Here is a 15,839-nt window from a genome sequence, read left to right as displayed (position 1 = left end):
AAATTAATAAGATTTTTGAAAGAATCGCTACTCCTATTTCAAAGAAACCTTATAATTTGCAGCAAAAAATAATCAAAATTAAATCTTCTTAGAAATCTTCATAGAGACTAACAGCTCATTTTATGATACAATTTGAACAAAGAGCCATTATGATACTATAATAATTACCTTCCTCTATAATAATTACCTTCCTCTTCCTGAGTTTTGCTTTTCTATTTTTGCTCTTCGTGCTTTCATAGCCTTTGCTAGTTCTTCTTTATGCTGATCTCCTCCTTGAGGCATTTGTTTACCAGCATCCTTTGCCTCTTTTTTTATAGTTTTTGGAATTGATATAGGTGGTGGCGGAGGCGATGGGGAAATATGAATACCGCTTCCAGGCATTAGAGGCAGCACCGGTATAGTACCGCTAGGCATAGTTGGAGTATTTTTTGAAGATTGATTAACAGCTTCTGCTTGCTGCTGCTTTATCTTCTCTTCTTTCATACGTTTTATAGCTGCTAATGCTCCTTGTTGCTATAAACCTGCAGCTATCAGCTCTCTTTTTGTAGCAGTTAAGTGTTTATTTTTATTATCAAACTTTTGTTCTCTATCGGAAGCACTATTAATAGTATTATGTTCTTTTTCTATAGCCTTAAATTGATTATTAATAGCTTCTAATGCTGCAGCGATTTTCCATCTTTCTTCTCTAGTAATATTAGAATTAGCTTTTTTTTTCTTCAAGCCCCTTTTGCCTCTCTTCTAGTTCTTTCTGTTTTTGCTTTAATTCTTCTATACGTTTTGCATGATTATCTATTTTTTCTTCTGTACTCTTTGTTTGCGGCTCGAAAAAATCCTGTACTTGTCTGCTTTGAACTTTTTTCTTTAACTCTTCATCAAAGGAAAGCGGTTTATTTCGTACAGGCTGTCCTAAATCAGAATGTATTAGATCGTCAAAATTTTCTCTAGAAGCTAACGGTTTTTTACTGGTATCAGGTATTTGAGGATCATGTTTTCGTAAATCTTTTGTAATTTCTTGTATATTTTTATGAAGTTCTGTAATCAACTCCACTTTACCTCTCACAAGTTAATTGATTTTAAAGATATAGTAATTAAACCTCGTTTATAGCTTCAACGCAAGCAAAAGTTGCTATTTTTAGTATTTCATTAGCTGTTGCTGCAGCTTGAAGTATTTGAACGGGTTTTTCAAAACCGTTTGTTATAGGACCTATAAAGCTGTTTGACGAAAATTCTTGTAACAACTCAGTAGAAATAGCAGCTGAATTTAAACCAGGCATAATTAATACATTTGCAGATCCTGATAATCTACAAAATTTATATAATTTACGTAAATCACCATCTAAAGCCACTTTAACTGACATCTCTCCGTCATATTCAAAATCTACCTTCATGCCGCTCAGCTCTTCTTTGTCCTTGCTAAAATTATCTAGTATATTTACTGCTTCACGAATACGAGCTGTTTTTGCCTTAGAAGAATTACCGAATGTTGAAAAAGAAAGAAGTGCAACACGAGGCGTGATTCCCATATTTTTAGCAATTTCTGCAGTTTGGGTTGCTATTTGTGCAAGTTCCCAACTGTTTGGATATTCTGTAATACAATTATCGGCAATAATAATATTATTATCTTTAGCAATCATAATTGAATAGCCAAGGATTCTACGATTAGTTTTTGGTGAAATGACTTTCATGATATCTTCTAAACTATCGATATAACTTTGCGTAACACCGGTTAGAAGAGCATCACCATCACCGCATGCTAACATACAAGCAGCGAAAATATTCTTATCAGTTTTAACAAGCTTTGCACAATCACGGTATAAATAACCTTTTCTCTGAAGTTTTTTATATAAATAACCAGTATATTTCTCTAAACTATCGCTTAAGGCCGCATTCATTATTTGAATTCCGTCTAAGTTAATATCTTGACCTATCTTTTTTAACATAGCCTCAATTCGTTCAACACGACCAATTATAATCGGATGACCGTATTTCTTGTCTCGCATCATAAGAGCGGCAGAAATTACTTCTTCTTCTTCACCTTCAGCAAAAACAATCCGTTTAAGCGGTGCATTATGAATTTTGTCAGCTAAGAAATTCATATAGTTAGCAGTAGGATTTAATCTGCTACCTAATTCTTTCTTATATTTACCTATACTAAAATCTTTAACCCTAGCAACGCCGCTTTCTATTGCAGCAACGGCAACCGCCGCTGCTACGGTAATTAAACGAGGATCAAACGGTACAGGAATGATATATTCCTTACCAAAAACCATCTTACGCCCTGAATAAGCTTTATACACCTCTTCCGGTACAGGTCTACGGGCTAAATCTGCAATGGCTTTTGCTGCAGCTATTTTCATTTCCGTATTAATAGTCTTAGCTCTTATATCTAATGCTCCTCTAAAAATATAAGGAAATCCCATAACATTATTAATCTGATTATTATAATCAGATCGCCCTGTTGCTATAATCGCATCATCGCGTACAAGTTTTATATCTTCCGGAGTAATTTCCGGATCAGGGTTAGCCATGGCAAAAATAATCGGATTATTTGCCATTCTACTCACCATATCTTTAGTTACTGCCCCTTTTACCGATAACCCTATAAATACATCAGCGTTATTTAAGCTTTCCGCTAAAGTTCTAAACTTGGTATCACTTGCATATAGCTCTTTCCATTTATTCATACCTTCTAAGCGTCCTTTGTAAACAACGCCTTTAGTATCACATACAATAATCTTTGATTTATCAGCTCCAAGAGCAATTAATAAATCAATGCAAGCAATAGCTGCTGCACCTGCTCCGTTAACTACGATTTTTAAATCTTCAAGCTTGCGATTAGTAAGATACGCAGCATTTATTAGCCCTGCGGCGGTAATAATCGCTGTTCCATGCTGATCGTCATGAAAGACCGGTATATCCATTAAAGATTTTAATTTTTCTTCTATAATAAAACATTCCGGAGCTTTAATATCTTCAAGATTAATACCCCCAAAACTATAACTGAGATACTTCACGGCATTAATAAATTCTTCAGGGTCTTCCGTATTCACTTCCAAGTCAATTGCATCAATATCAGCAAATTTTTTGAATAGTACCGCTTTACCTTCCATCACCGGTTTTGAAGCGGCAGCTCCTAAATTACCAAGCCCAAGTACGGCAGTACCGTTAGAGATTACGGCAACTAAATTACCGCGAGCAGTATATTTATATACATCCTCTAAATTTTTAGCAATTTCAAGGCAAGGAGCCGCAACCCCTGGGGAATAAGCAAGTGATAAATCTTGCTGAGTAACTAAAGACTTTGTTGCAGAAATAGCGATCTTACCAGGCTTATCTTTTTCATGATATTCAAGGGCCTCAGCATAATTTATTTCATCCATTTTAGAAATTCCTGTTTTATTTGTTTGTTTTAGTTTTTCATCATTGCGAGCAAACGCAATAGGCATCGACGAAGCAATCTCAGGCAACATTCCTGAGATTGCCACGCTCCTTTCAGTCGCTCGCAATGACGTGGTAAATTCACCCCATTATATACATAATAATTGATATAGTAACTACCGAGAAAAAAGTAGTAAATGTTATAATCAACGCCATAGAATCAGGATCACCGTCAAGTTGACGAGATAAAACATAAGCCGTACTTGCACATGGCAGGCAGCTATATAATATTCCTACCGATCTATTTAATCCGTCAATAGACATTAACCATAGTACTACTACACTAACTAGAGGAAATGCAACTAATTTAACAAAGCTTGTAAACATTACATTATGTAAAAGCTCTTGTCTAATAGTAAAATTAAGCCCTGCCCCAACATTTAGCATACCGATAGCTAAAGCGGCATTAGAAAGGCTATCTAACGTTTGCTTAAGCCCTAAATGTAATTCAAGATTTGAGTAATTAAAAACGAATCCTACTAAACTGGCGATAATTAACGGATTACGCACAATTAATTTCATCATTAAAACAAAACTAGTGCTAATAGTATTAGTCACGGATTTATTAGGGACATAATAAGCGAAAATCATTACCGATAAAATATTGGTAAAAATAATCATATAAGAAGAAATAATGGCAACGATTGAAAGTCCGCTAGAACCAAGCAAGGGGCTACTTACCCCAAAAAAAATGTAGCTATTATAACGAATCGATCCTTGAAAAATGGAAGTAAACTGGACTTTATCTATGTTGTATTTTTTTTGGTAAATTATAAGACCGATTGATACAAGAATAGTGGATATAATAAGAGCCACTACTAATTTAATTATGAGTGCAATGCTTAAATCGGCAGTGGATACGTAACTAAACAACATGGCAGGAAATAATACAAAATACGATAATTTCTCAATACCACGCCAAAATTCTTCTGAAGTTAACCATTTATTTTTGATAATACTACCAAGCAGCATAATTAAAAAAATAGGTAACGTACTACAAAAAATTTCATTCATTTGTTAATAGTTTTTATTTTAACGTCATTGCGAGGAGCGAAGCGACGTGGCAATCTCGTCCAACTTCCTGAGATTGCCACACTCACTTCGTTCGCAATGACGCTTAGATACCCATGCGGGAATGATATATAGGCTACAACTGCCCTTCAACCAGCTTTTTCATTTCCTGCACCCCGTAAAGCTTTATAAAAGTCCCAAGTCTGGGACCTTCATTCTGTCCAAGCAATATTTGATATAAATCTTTGAAGTAATCACGCAGATTTTCATATCCTGCTTTCATTCCTATATCATATATTGCTTTCTGAATTGCTTCAGCTTCGGTTTGATCAGCTATATCAGATAACATATCTAATATATCCTGCAAAATAACCTTATGCTTTTCAGAAGGAGATAAATATGATTTATGTGCTTTAATAAAGTCATTATAATATCTTATAGCAAATTCTGCTAAATGGTCAAGATAAGGGTTAGTATTTGGAGTTGCTTGTGGCTCATATTTGCTAATAAATCCCCAAAGCACCGATTTATCCGAAGGATTACACACAGAAGTAAGATTTAAAAGCAACGAATAGGTAATTCCAAAAGTCTCAATTTTCGGTACATTTCCGTGATGGATGTGATAAACGGGATTTGCAACACGCTTTGCCCTGTCCTCTTCTAAATGATATTTCTGGTTAAAAGTAATATATTCATCAACATTTTTAGGAATTACATCAAAAAACAAACGCTTAGCTCTAGTCGGATTTTGATACATAAATAATGCCATACTTTCAACAGGAGCATATTTCAGCCAATCATCAATGCTAATACTATTACCTTTTGATTTTGATATTTTCTCACCGTTTTCATCTAAGAATAACTCATAACATAACTGCACCGGCGGCTTTCCTCCTAGGATTCGGCAAATTTCCGAATAAAGACGAGCATTTGCCAAATGGTCTTTGCCGTACATCTCATAATCGACTTTAAGCGCAGCCCAACGCATACCAAAATCCGGCTTCCACTGTAATTTGCAATGCCCTCCCGTTACCGGTACTTCTATATAATTACCGGCTTTGTCTTTATACGTTACAGTGCCTGCTTTAGCATCCCATTTCTCTATAGGTACTTGCAGTACCTTACCTGTTTTCGGACATATAGGCATGAAAGGTGAATAGGTAGCCTTACGCTCTTCTCTAAAAGTCGGTAGCATTAGCTCCATTATCTCGTCATATTTCTCAAGCACCATTATCAGCATCTCATCAAACATACCAGCTTTATAACAGTTAGTACTGCTATAAAATTCATACTCAAAGCCGAATTTATCAAGGAATGAGCGAAGCTTTGCATTCATATAATGCCCATAACTTTCACATTCACCGAATGTATCAGGGATAGAAGTAAGCGGCATATCCATATACTGTGCCACCATTTCAGGATTTGGGATATTGCTAGGTACTTTACGAAGCCCGTCCATATCATCGGAAAAGCAAATTAGTTTAGTCGGAATATCGGATAATTGCTCAAATGCTTTCTGTACCATCACCATACGGGCATTTTCACCAAAAGTACCGATATGAGGTAAACCTGAAGGACCGTAACCCGTTTCAAATAATACATACCCCTTCTCAGGACTTTGACCGTTTAAGCTATCTAATATCTTCTTAGCCTCAACAAAAGGCCATGCGTTTGACTTAATAGCATCTTCCCAAATTTCTGACATTGATTTTTCTTGCGCTTTAATTAATAATCATTGACAATATACTAAATTTATTTATTTGTAAAATATCAAATTAAACGCCGTCATTGCGAGCGACTGCCAGGAGCGTGGCAATCTCATCAAACTTCCCGAGATTGCCACGCTCCTGGCAGTCGCTCGCAATGACATTAAGAACAAAAAAACATGCAATTTAATACTATTATAAATTACATCAGAAAAGATAGCTATAAAGTTCTACATTTAGGACTGATCGCAATTTCTATAATAGCACTTTCTACCGCTTATATTGCTGAATATATATTCCATTATACACCATGTCCTTTATGCGTTTACGAACGATTTCCCTATTTAACCCTAATCAAAATTTGCTTAACTGCTTTAATCATCCGACAGTTAAGTAAGTATACTTTAATATTCATTCTCCTAACTATCCTTAGCTCTTGTATATTATCAACCTATCATAGCTTCGTAGAAAGAGGCATAGTACAACCAAGTGCTCTTTGTTCATCAATGCTTCATATCCCGAAAGGCGTGTCTATACAACACATCAAACAAATGTTCTACTCGCAGCCAATCACGTCCTGCATGAAACCCGCCATCAAAATCTTTGGTATTTCTATGACAGAGTATAATCTACTCTTAAATATCGGTCTTCTAATCTGTGTACTCCTCGTGTGGTTTTATCCAAAATCTAATAAATAGTTAAACATTAACTATTGGATTGCAGAAATTCAAAATATTATGTATAATGCTCACACGACAAAATAATATTTAAACATAAAGGAATATTTATATGATGAATCAACCAACAAATAATGCTAATTACCGACTGCCAGACGGTAGTACGGTTTTACATAATGCAGCAACGTATAGGGAATGTAAATAATGTTAGACTTTTACTTTCACAAGGTGCCGATGTTAATGCTTTAGATGCTAAAGGAAAAAAACTATAGATTATGCATCTAAACCAGAAATTAAAGAAATACTAACTGATGCTAATGTACGCTCAGCACTACCTGAATTCAAAGCAGAACAAAAGCTTGCTGAGATGAAGAAAAATATTAAAAATGAGGATGATAAAAATAAAATTATCAACGGATTAATTATGAATCCTGAATTTTATTCTGATATAGATGATGTTACAAGAGAGAAATTAATAGAAAAACTTTTTAATTATAATTTAACGATAATAATCCAGTAATAGCTCCGGTAGCAGCACCGGCACCAGTAACAACCACTACTTCTACAGAAATAGCAGCAGAGGACAATGTACGTACACCAAACCCTGAAATATATGACACCTTAATTGAAGCTGAAGACAACCGTACACCGTTTAGTATAGCAGCCTCAACTGGAAATGCAAATATTGTTCAAAAATTAATTGAGCAAGGTCATAATGTCAATGCTAAGGATGAACAAGGAAATACGGCATTATTTTATGCAAGCACTAAAGAAATAGCTAAAATTTTATTAGACCAAGGGACAAGTTTTGAAGTTGAGCATAAATATCTATACTCACCTATACATTAGGCGGCAACAATAGGCAATAAGCAGCTTTTTACTTAAAAAAAATGTGGATGTTAATACTAAAGATGGAAAGGGACGTATAAATTATGCAACTTATTCTAAACAGCACGAAATAACTCAAATTTTATTACAACCCGGCAGTGAAATTGATACAGTAGACAATTATGGCGGCACACCTTTTTGCTATTTGCTACTAAAGCATGAATCAGGTCAAAATAAAACGTTACTGGACTTCTTTTTAAATAATAACGTTAATCTTAAGATTAATGCGTGTGGTGAGTCAATTTTTAATCACGCACTAACATCAAGAGATAAATGGTTACTTGAGAAGTTAATATCTAAAGGTGCTGATATAGGACGACAAGGCGTTCTATTGCATAATCCATTCGATCACAGTATAGCAGAACTTGTAAAGATAGGTGTTGATAAAGAAAAGATAATTCTCATATTAATGAGCAATTAAAAATTACATACAAAAATACTTGGGTGCAAAATCAGCTAACAATTATAAAGACATGGATGTTAATGGTTATCATTATGATTTACCGGATGAAGAAGGGTTTGCAAAAAATACACACGAAAAATTATTAAAAGATGTTATGCAACGTCTTAAAAACAGTGAAGATAGAGATGGCATTATTAATACATTAATTGAGATTAGTATTAATGAAGATACAAGAACAGAGCTAATAGAAAAAGTTTTAAATTATAATGTTAATGATAATAATCCTGTAGCAGCTCCAGCATTAGTTACTCCTGTAGCAACCCCTATAGTAGTACCGACTCCATCAACTGCAACAGAAGAAAAGTTATCGGCTGAAGTGAAGACACGTCTTACAATAGGGAAAATAAGGATGATATTATTAATTTCGTGCTTCTTTATCAGAATACTAACGAGAATGTAAAAAGTGAGTTAATAGATTATATCTGTGAATATTCTTTCGATACTGAATTAGCCAGACAGATAGGTACAGATATTCAATTCTAATTTAAAATCTCTTTAAGTGCTTGTAAAGAAAAACCCGGTGGTTTTAGGTAGTCTAGTATTACCTTACCACTATCTAAGACTATAAGCCTTTTGCCGTAATTTACGGCATCTTCTAAATTATGCGTGATCATAACGGAAGTGATCTTATGTTTCTCTATAATCTCTGCTGTTTTTTTCATCACTTCCAAAGAAGCTTTCGGATCTAAATTTGCCGTATGTTCGTCTAGAAATAATATTTTAGGTGGATGAGCTATGATAAGTGCCAGCAGTATCATCTGCTTTTCTCCACCGGAAAATTTACCTAATGGCTGTGAAAGTAAAGGCACAAAGCGTTTAGGTGCACCTGTAAGCTCTAACAACTCGCTACTTGCTAACCGTTCATTACTAGAGAATCTACTTTCCCACAAAATGATATTTTCTTCAAGGGTTAGCTCGGTAAATAGCCTCTCTTCAGCTTTTTGTGTTAATGTAACTAATGTAGAAGCTTTTTGTCCTTTAGGTATTTTATCGATTCTGACTTGATCTAGAAACACTTTCCCGCTATTAGGTTTTAAATAGCCGGCAAGTATTTTAGCTAAAGTAGACTTACCGCTACCGTTATGACCCAATATTACAACAAACTCTTCTTTAGCAATATTTAAAGTAGTTTCAGCAATTATAGGTTCGGTTCTTTCTTTAACTTTGAACTGTATATTTTCTGCATATAAATAAGGTTTCATAAAGCCTCTCTTTTTACAGAACTCAACGAAATAAACAATACTATACCTAAAATAAGCTTAAGATTTATGGGATCGATTCCAATTCGGAGTAAAAAGCCCAGAGCAATAAAGTAAAATAATATACCTATCAAACAAGACAATATCTCTTTAAACACATTAAAATTATTATCATGGATTAAAATATGACGCCCTATAACAATTGCACCAATACCGACTAGTGCAACCCCGAAACCCATATTAATATCGGCAAAACCATTTACTTGTGCAGATAAAGTACCGGTTAAAGCAGCCAAACAATTACTTATGCTAAAACCGATAGTACGGTAAAGCTCAGCAGGTTTTCCTAAATTAATCAATAAATCTTTATTAAAACCAAAAGCACGAAGAAATAAACCGAGCTTACCTTTTAATAAAATTATAACTGAACATATAATAAGACAATTGATTATTACTAAAGGTATTAACCAATGTTCGAGATCTAATATAGATAATAGAGTCGGCATACCAAGAACCGATATATTAGGACGCTGCATAATTTGTAAGTTAACCGAATAAAGCATAAAACTTGCAAGTATTCCGGCTATAAGCCCGTTAATGCGGTTATTCTTCTGCATAACACTAACTATACTGCCTATAATTCCGCCTGCTATTACGGCAAATATTAATGCAGGCAATAACCCAAATGAAAGGCTGCGGGCAAACACTGCCGCACCAAGTACATAAGTACCGTCTACGGTAAGATCGGTAATTTTGAGAATCCGATAACTTATATACATCCCTAAAATAAGCGGCAGCATTATTAAGGATTGCTCAAGAGCAGTAACTAAAATGTTCATGTTACTACTCTTCAAGTTCTTTACGCGCGAAAGGAAGTACGGATAAATTTTCTTTAGTAAGAATATCTTGTTTAACAAATGATTTAAGGTTAATAAATAAAGTTAAGTCTTTCATATCTCCAAATGGAATATCTTTCGGTTCTATTCCTTGTAAGATTTTTTTTGCCATTAAACCTGCTTCTACGCCTATTTGCTTCTCTTGTACTCCTACCGCAATAGTTGCCCCGCTCATTACCGAACCTTCATCGGAAGCAATTATCGGAATACGGCGTTTAAATGCTTCTTGCTTTAAAATATTAATCCCACTGACTATTAAATGATCTTTCAAAATTATAAAACTCTGCGTATTTTCAGGAGCATTTTTTACAGCCACAGGCATATCATTGAAATTTTGTATCATTACCGTGTACAGAGAAATATTGTTTTTTCCAGCATATAATTTTAACATTTCTACTTCAGGTATAACTTTCTCGCTACTGCTATAAATTAAAGTGATATTCTGTAAAACAGGTAATTTACTAATGGTGTCAGTGATTTTTATCTCATCGTTAACACCAGTAACTAAAGGTAGGTTTTTACTATTAATCATAGCAGCAGCACAAACAATCGGTTTATTTGTTATATGAGAAATAACAGTTTGGCTGGCTGTCGTGCCTATTGGAATTATTACATCAATATCCTGATCTTTTATTTGCTTTATAATGGCAAGTAAAATATTAGAATCAGCATGAGCATTTTTAACTATAATTTCTGCATCTATATCTTTTAGCGACTCTTTAATTCCTGATATAATCTCAGTCATTGCGGCATGTTCAAGTGGAACAATAACTGCTACTTTTTTTTGATCCGCATAAACTGCAGCTGTGATGAATAAAACAAAAAGACAAGAAAAAAATTTTTGAAAAATATTAGAGATAAACATTTTAATATCCTGTTATAAGTTATAATTTAATAATCAAAATTTAAATTTGCATATAGCAAACACATAAACGCAAAAAATTATCTACGCCAACGCCAATTTTGTATTAAACTATTAACCTTTAAAGATATCATAAATATTTTTAACTGTAGAAATATAAAGTAAAGATAAAAAACTTAGCTTTCTTTGACTAGAAGCTAAATAGTCAAGAAAGCTCTACCTTAGAGGCTATCTGTAAATAAGTTTTAATTGGTAATTAAAGAGCTTGTTTAGTGAAAATTGATAAGATTTTTGAAAGAATATTACTTTATATTTCAAAAAAGTCTTACAATTTGCAGTAAAAAATAATTTAATTACCAATTAAAACTTATTTACAGATAGCCTCTTAATTTTTAATGTTTAGCACTATTTTTAGATTATGTCAATAACCAATAAATAGTACTAAAAAATTATTTGAGATAGCCTATACTTCGATGTCATGACCGCTTTTACGAAACGTTATTATTGCATAAAGTTGTTGCACGGCTACAAACAACCTACTCGATGTCATACCGTGGCTTGACCACGGCATCCATAAAAGTAACTTTAAAATACTAAATTTTTAGTATTTTAAATTGGATCCCGCGATCAAGTCGCAAGGATGACAGGGGTGGAATCGATCCACACAGGAATGACCTAAACAAGCCATTAACCCTCTTAATGACGTTCAGTACCCATGCAGCAAGGCTTGCAAAATGAAAAAGGAACTCATTTCTTAAACTATGCATTTTCTGTTTGTTCTAATACCGTTTGCCCTAGTAATTGCGATAGAACATCTTGACCTGCTTCAGTCCAACTTACAGGTGGCTCTTCGTTTGGTAAACCTGTACCATAACGATCATTAAATACTCTCACTGCTTGCTGAGTAAATTGATCAAATGTACTTGTGGATTCTACTCCATAGCCATATTCTTTTAAATTTTCCTGTAAAGTATTAACTTTTTCTCCAGTACTATCAAGACTTAATAATAATTTACTCTTTTGCTCTTGCGTAGTCTCAAAATATCTACCAAAACCAGCTTCAGCTAATTCTTTCCAAGGAAATTTTGATCCAGGAGCTATATGAGCATTGCCCTCTCGGTTTACAGTTACTTCACCAAGACCGACTAAATCATGTTTTAAATCTAAATTTGGATATCTTTCTGTTACATCCTTAAGAAATTCTTTTAATTGCCCTATTTGCTCTTCAGGAAAATCACTTTTTGCATCATTAATAAGCATGACTCCAATACCAAACTTATTAACACCTACTTCTCCTTTCCAACTACTCTTGCCTGCATAAAAAGCTTGATCTGTTAAATCATTATGATATTCTTTTTGAGTCCCATCCTTATCAATTATGTAATGAACACTTGCACCTCGCTCATCCAATACTTCACGAACAGTCTTAATATCCTTGCTTACAGAATAAGTAATTACTACACAGGTAGGTTTTACTCCTTCCGGTCTTGGGGCCATATATTTACAATTTGGACTATTGGTATTACTAATACCGTTATTTTCAATAGCCTTACTTTTGCTCATAACTTTCCTCCAATATATTTAATAATTGTTGACGGTTCAGAATTTACTAAACCTTAATAAAAATTAATACTTTGGTAATGCTAAGTCAATGCAAATTTAAATATTATTCACAAGGTATCGATACTGATCTGACACGTTCAATGATTATTTTTCTAATATTTGTAGTAAATGCTCTAGTTAACGATAAAAGTGCTCTTTCCATAGTCCTTGATAATTCTTTATAATCAAAAGAGACGTCATGTTCATATTGCCCTTCTGCTTAAGCAATATTATTTAAGAAATCACTTTCTATTTCTTTGAATAGATATTCAATTTTATTATTAGGAGTATTTTCATTGTCAGCTTTTAACTTTTCTTCTTCAGAACTATTAAAGAAATATTTTAAAGGCGTATTGAAAACTTTTGCAAAAACATATAACCTACTTATAGGTATATTACTTAAACCTTCTTCATATTTTTGAACTTGGAGAGCACTAATATCGAAAAAGCTTGCCCTCATTCTTTTTGGATAATACCTACAGCAAGACGTAGTTCTTTTAAACGTTCACTTGCGAGTTTGTCTGGATGTTTTATTGAATCATTCATTTTAACAATAAGCTTTAATTAAAAATTAATTATTGATAAAGGCTATTCAACTTTAAATGCAGTATATATTACTTTATATTTAATCAAGCAACTTTATTAAAAATTTAATATAATAATACTAAAACCCTTTGTTATCAAGAATCAAGGCTAATAAATAATTAATTAAAAGTATAAAAACGATGAGTAATAAAATAGTAAAATTACCGAATTGCGAGAATATAGTGGGAGAGATTAGTTTTTTAGGAATTAAACCTTGAGTATCATTTATTTCATTTAGATTTAGTTTTTTTATTGTTCTGCCAAAAGGATCTACTATAGCTGAAATACCGTTATTCGCTACTCTAATCATAGGTAAACCGTTCTCTACGGCTCTACTTCTACTAATATGAAAATGCTGATATGGACCGCTGGATTTACCATACCATGCATCATTTGTAATATTAATTATTACATCGGCTATTTCATTATTCGTCCGTACAAAATCAGGAAAAATAGATTCATAACAAATTAAAGGTTTAATTTTAAGATTATATTTTTCAAGATACACAAGCCCTCCGTTTCCTTCTTTATAATCAATTAAACCATGAGTTAATTTTTTAAACGGTAGTATCTTTTTAAGGGGCATATACTCACCGAAAGGTACTAAATGTGATTTATGGTATTCAAATAATTTATGATTATTTTTATCAAGAGCATACATAGCTGAGTAAAGTTCAAACTCATCACCTTGTTTTTTATTATCCGAAATTCCTCCTGTTATCAAAATAGCATTTGTAGAATTTAGCATTTTTAATAATTTTGATTTAACTTGTGGTATATCATCAGGTACTACTAATGCTGCCTCAGACCAAATAATTAAATCGGTAGGTTCCAAATTTTCCGATAAATTAATATGTAGCATTAAATTATGCCAAAATTCTTCTTCATTCCATTTTTCGGTTTGAGGTATTGAAGGTTGCACTAATCGTACTTTTATATCAGTGAAATTTGTATGGTTATTACTTAGCCTTACTGCTCCATAAATGACAATGATGGTTAATACTAGGACTGAACTAGCTAGTAATATTTTTAACTGAGTAAATTGCTTGCTAAATAAAGGATAAGCTGATGTAGAAATATATATAACTATAAAACTAAGCCCATATATCCCTATTATACTTAAAGGCTGTATTAAAATATCTGAAAACGAAAAAGCATAACCAATCAAATTCCAAGGAAGACCGGTAAAAATCCATGAACGTACCCACTCAAATAATACCCAACATAAACAGAATATAAATTGGTAATATTTATTATTTTTAGCAAAAAAACTAAACGTGCAGCTTGCCGATATAAAGCAAGCTAAAACTATAGGTAGTCCAAATAACGCAAAAGGAATTGCCCACCAAAAATCTGCAATATAAACGCTAACACCGATACTTATCCAATATATTCCACTTAAAAAATGCCCCAAACCAAATAAATAACCAAATTTTGTGGCTTCTTGCCAATTTTCGGATTTTTGAACTATATAACATAAGTAAGACAACGTTAATAATGCCGGTATAAAGAAAGTCGGAGCAAAAACTAAACCGCTTAATATCCCTAGCAGTAAACATATGATTTTAGGTTTATACATTTTTATCGATTATTTGTTTACAAAATAATACATCATGCTATCATTTCAGCAAGTTTTAATATAATGAGTAAATAAATGACTACAGGATTACTACAAGGAAAAAAAGGCTTAATTACAGGTATTGCAAATAATATGTCAATATCGTGGGCGATTGCACAGCTTGCTAAAAAACACGGAGCAGAGCTATGGTTTACTTATCAATCGGGAGTACTAGAAAAACGAGTTAAACCACTCGCTGAGGAAATAGGTTGTAATTTTGTTAGCGAACTTGATGTTACGAAGCCAAAATCAATTAGTAATTTATTTGATGATATACAAGAAAAATGGGGTAGCTTCGATTTCTTACTTCACGGTATGGCTTTTGCCGATAAAAATGAATTAAAAGGACGTTATGTTGATACTAGCTTAGAAAATTTTCATAATTCTTTACATATATCATGTTACTCTCTTTTAGAACTCTCAAGGTCCGCAGAAGCCTTAATGCATAGCGGCGGAAGCATTGTGACATTAACTTACTACGGCGCTGAAAAAGTTATACCTAATTATAACGTTATGGGAGTCGCCAAAGCTGCACTTGAGGCTAGTATAAAATATTTAGCAAACGATATGGGAGAAAATAATATTAGGGTAAATGCTATTTCGGCAGGACCTATCAAAACTTTAGCATCTAGTGCAATAGGTGATTTTAGTACGATGCTTAAATCTCACGCTGCAACCGCACCGTTAAAACGTAATACTACCCAAGAAGATGTAGGAGGAGCAGCAGTATATTTATTTAGTGAATTATCTAAAGGTGTTACCGGTGAAATCCATTATGTAGATTGCGGTTATAATATTATGGGAAGTAATAAATTATAAATTATTGTAGGGATTAATGTCATTCCCGCAAAAGGCTTGCTTGTGTAGACCAATAAAATCCACTGTATCACTTCC

Annotated in this window: 18 protein-coding genes; 5 read left to right on the top strand and 13 right to left on the bottom strand. The window is 33.4% G+C overall.

Annotated elements, in window-relative coordinates; genetic code table 11:
- Positions 1-183 precede the first annotated feature (183 nt).
- The 6 genes from RSA_RS02580 to RSA_RS02560 form a co-directional block, all read right to left on the bottom strand.
- Positions 184-483: a hypothetical protein gene (locus RSA_RS02580; protein ID WP_014364641.1), complete on the bottom strand. Its 300-nt coding sequence runs from the start codon at positions 481-483 to the stop codon at positions 184-186.
- 30 nt (positions 484-513) lie between these two features.
- Positions 514-720 carry a hypothetical protein gene (locus tag RSA_RS09410; protein WP_231284251.1) on the bottom strand — a complete coding sequence of 69 codons (207 nt, stop codon included), beginning with the start codon at positions 718-720 and terminating at the stop codon, positions 514-516.
- Positions 701-1,042, bottom strand: a complete 342-nt coding sequence (locus RSA_RS09405) for a hypothetical protein (protein ID WP_231284250.1) — start codon at positions 1,040-1,042, stop codon at positions 701-703. The genes RSA_RS09410 and RSA_RS09405 overlap by 20 nt, the downstream gene beginning before the upstream one ends.
- Before the next feature lie 46 nt (positions 1,043-1,088).
- Complete coding sequence (locus RSA_RS02570) at positions 1,089-3,380, bottom strand: NADP-dependent malic enzyme (protein ID WP_395164776.1); 2,292 nt, start codon at positions 3,378-3,380, stop codon at positions 1,089-1,091.
- A 139-nt stretch (positions 3,381-3,519) separates the two neighbouring features.
- A complete protein-coding gene (locus RSA_RS02565; protein ID WP_012150704.1) occupies positions 3,520-4,452 on the bottom strand; it encodes an AEC family transporter in 933 nt (310 codons plus the stop codon).
- Positions 4,453-4,585: 133 nt separating this feature from the next.
- Positions 4,586-6,154, bottom strand: coding sequence for a lysine--tRNA ligase (locus RSA_RS02560; RefSeq protein ID WP_014364639.1), 1,569 nt, complete (start codon positions 6,152-6,154; stop codon positions 4,586-4,588).
- Positions 6,155-6,334: 180 nt separating this feature from the next.
- Between RSA_RS02560 and RSA_RS07355 the strand changes: the two genes are divergently transcribed.
- Entirely contained in the window at positions 6,335-6,853 is a 519-nt protein-coding gene (locus tag RSA_RS07355) for a disulfide bond formation protein B (RefSeq protein WP_014364638.1), read from the top strand.
- A gap of 467 nt (positions 6,854-7,320) precedes the next feature.
- On the opposite strand, the gene RSA_RS09975 is transcribed toward RSA_RS07355, so the two are convergent.
- Entirely contained in the window at positions 7,321-7,452 is a 132-nt protein-coding gene (locus RSA_RS09975; protein WP_014362331.1) for a hypothetical protein, read from the bottom strand.
- On the opposite strand from RSA_RS09975, the gene RSA_RS09400 reads away from it, so the two are divergent.
- The 3 genes from RSA_RS09400 to RSA_RS02545 are packed head-to-tail and all read left to right on the top strand — an operon-like array spanning position 7,403 to position 8,583.
- On the top strand, positions 7,403-7,681 hold the full coding sequence (locus RSA_RS09400) for an ankyrin repeat domain-containing protein (RefSeq protein WP_331270652.1): 279 nt from the start codon (positions 7,403-7,405) through the stop codon (positions 7,679-7,681). The two genes, RSA_RS09975 and RSA_RS09400, sit on opposite strands and share 50 nt — an antisense overlap.
- Before the next feature lie 43 nt (positions 7,682-7,724).
- Positions 7,725-8,141: a hypothetical protein gene (locus RSA_RS02550; RefSeq protein WP_014364636.1), complete on the top strand. Its 417-nt coding sequence runs from the start codon at positions 7,725-7,727 to the stop codon at positions 8,139-8,141.
- Between the two features lie 19 nt (positions 8,142-8,160).
- Entirely contained in the window at positions 8,161-8,583 is a 423-nt protein-coding gene (locus RSA_RS02545) for a hypothetical protein (RefSeq protein WP_014364635.1), read from the top strand.
- Between the two features lie 79 nt (positions 8,584-8,662).
- On the opposite strand, the gene RSA_RS02540 is transcribed toward RSA_RS02545, so the two are convergent.
- The 6 genes from RSA_RS02540 to lnt all read right to left on the bottom strand — a co-directional run bounded on the left by RSA_RS02540 (position 8,663) and on the right by lnt (position 14,906).
- Positions 8,663-9,385 (bottom strand): ATP-binding cassette domain-containing protein, encoded by a 723-nt coding sequence (locus tag RSA_RS02540; RefSeq protein WP_014364634.1) that lies wholly within the window; start codon positions 9,383-9,385, stop codon positions 8,663-8,665.
- Complete coding sequence (locus RSA_RS02535) at positions 9,382-10,221, bottom strand: ABC transporter permease (RefSeq protein ID WP_014364633.1); 840 nt, start codon at positions 10,219-10,221, stop codon at positions 9,382-9,384. Before RSA_RS02535 ends, RSA_RS02540 begins: the two co-directional genes overlap by 4 nt.
- Positions 10,222-10,225: 4 nt before the next feature.
- Positions 10,226-11,143: an ABC transporter substrate binding protein gene (locus RSA_RS02530; protein WP_014364632.1), complete on the bottom strand. Its 918-nt coding sequence runs from the start codon at positions 11,141-11,143 to the stop codon at positions 10,226-10,228.
- A gap of 756 nt (positions 11,144-11,899) precedes the next feature.
- Positions 11,900-12,703, bottom strand: a complete 804-nt coding sequence (locus tag RSA_RS02525; protein WP_012150694.1) for an N-acetylmuramoyl-L-alanine amidase — start codon at positions 12,701-12,703, stop codon at positions 11,900-11,902.
- Between the two features lie 259 nt (positions 12,704-12,962).
- On the bottom strand, positions 12,963-13,202 hold the full coding sequence (locus RSA_RS08370; RefSeq protein WP_014364631.1) for a hypothetical protein: 240 nt from the start codon (positions 13,200-13,202) through the stop codon (positions 12,963-12,965).
- A 204-nt stretch (positions 13,203-13,406) separates the two neighbouring features.
- Positions 13,407-14,906: an apolipoprotein N-acyltransferase gene (lnt, locus tag RSA_RS02515; RefSeq protein ID WP_014364629.1), complete on the bottom strand. Its 1,500-nt coding sequence runs from the start codon at positions 14,904-14,906 to the stop codon at positions 13,407-13,409.
- Between the two features lie 75 nt (positions 14,907-14,981).
- Between lnt and fabI the strand changes: the two genes are divergently transcribed.
- Entirely contained in the window at positions 14,982-15,764 is a 783-nt protein-coding gene (gene fabI / locus RSA_RS02510; RefSeq protein ID WP_014364628.1) for an enoyl-ACP reductase FabI, read from the top strand.
- The last annotated feature ends 75 nt before the right edge of the window (positions 15,765-15,839 follow it).

The sequence above is a fragment of the Rickettsia philipii str. 364D genome, assembly GCF_000283995.1.
In the GTDB taxonomy this organism is placed as follows: Bacteria; Pseudomonadota; Alphaproteobacteria; order Rickettsiales; family Rickettsiaceae; genus Rickettsia; species Rickettsia rickettsii.
The sequence above is the reverse complement of the archived record's forward strand: the minus strand, read 5'-3'. Positions and strand labels throughout refer to the sequence as shown.

Excerpts from the sequence above, each read along its gene's own strand:
- RSA_RS02580 (WP_014364641.1), bottom strand. The coding sequence starts at position 483 with ATGAAAGAAGAGAAGATAAAGCAGCAGCAAGCAGAAGCTGTTAATCAA.
- RSA_RS02570 (WP_395164776.1), bottom strand. The coding sequence starts at position 3,380 with ATGGATGAAATAAATTATGCTGAGGCCCTTGAATATCATGAAAAAGAT.
- RSA_RS02565 (WP_012150704.1), bottom strand. The coding sequence starts at position 4,452 with ATGAATGAAATTTTTTGTAGTACGTTACCTATTTTTTTAATTATGCTG.
- RSA_RS02560 (WP_014364639.1), bottom strand. The coding sequence starts at position 6,154 with ATGTCAGAAATTTGGGAAGATGCTATTAAGTCAAACGCATGGCCTTTT.
- RSA_RS07355 (WP_014364638.1), top strand. The coding sequence starts at position 6,335 with ATGCAATTTAATACTATTATAAATTACATCAGAAAAGATAGCTATAAA.
- RSA_RS02540 (WP_014364634.1), bottom strand. The coding sequence starts at position 9,385 with ATGAAACCTTATTTATATGCAGAAAATATACAGTTCAAAGTTAAAGAA.
- RSA_RS02535 (WP_014364633.1), bottom strand. The coding sequence starts at position 10,221 with ATGAACATTTTAGTTACTGCTCTTGAGCAATCCTTAATAATGCTGCCG.
- RSA_RS02530 (WP_014364632.1), bottom strand. The coding sequence starts at position 11,143 with ATGTTTATCTCTAATATTTTTCAAAAATTTTTTTCTTGTCTTTTTGTT.
- RSA_RS02525 (WP_012150694.1), bottom strand. The coding sequence starts at position 12,703 with ATGAGCAAAAGTAAGGCTATTGAAAATAACGGTATTAGTAATACCAAT.
- RSA_RS08370 (WP_014364631.1), bottom strand. The coding sequence starts at position 13,202 with ATGAGGGCAAGCTTTTTCGATATTAGTGCTCTCCAAGTTCAAAAATAT.
- lnt (WP_014364629.1), bottom strand. The coding sequence starts at position 14,906 with ATGTATAAACCTAAAATCATATGTTTACTGCTAGGGATATTAAGCGGT.
- fabI (WP_014364628.1), top strand. The coding sequence starts at position 14,982 with ATGACTACAGGATTACTACAAGGAAAAAAAGGCTTAATTACAGGTATT.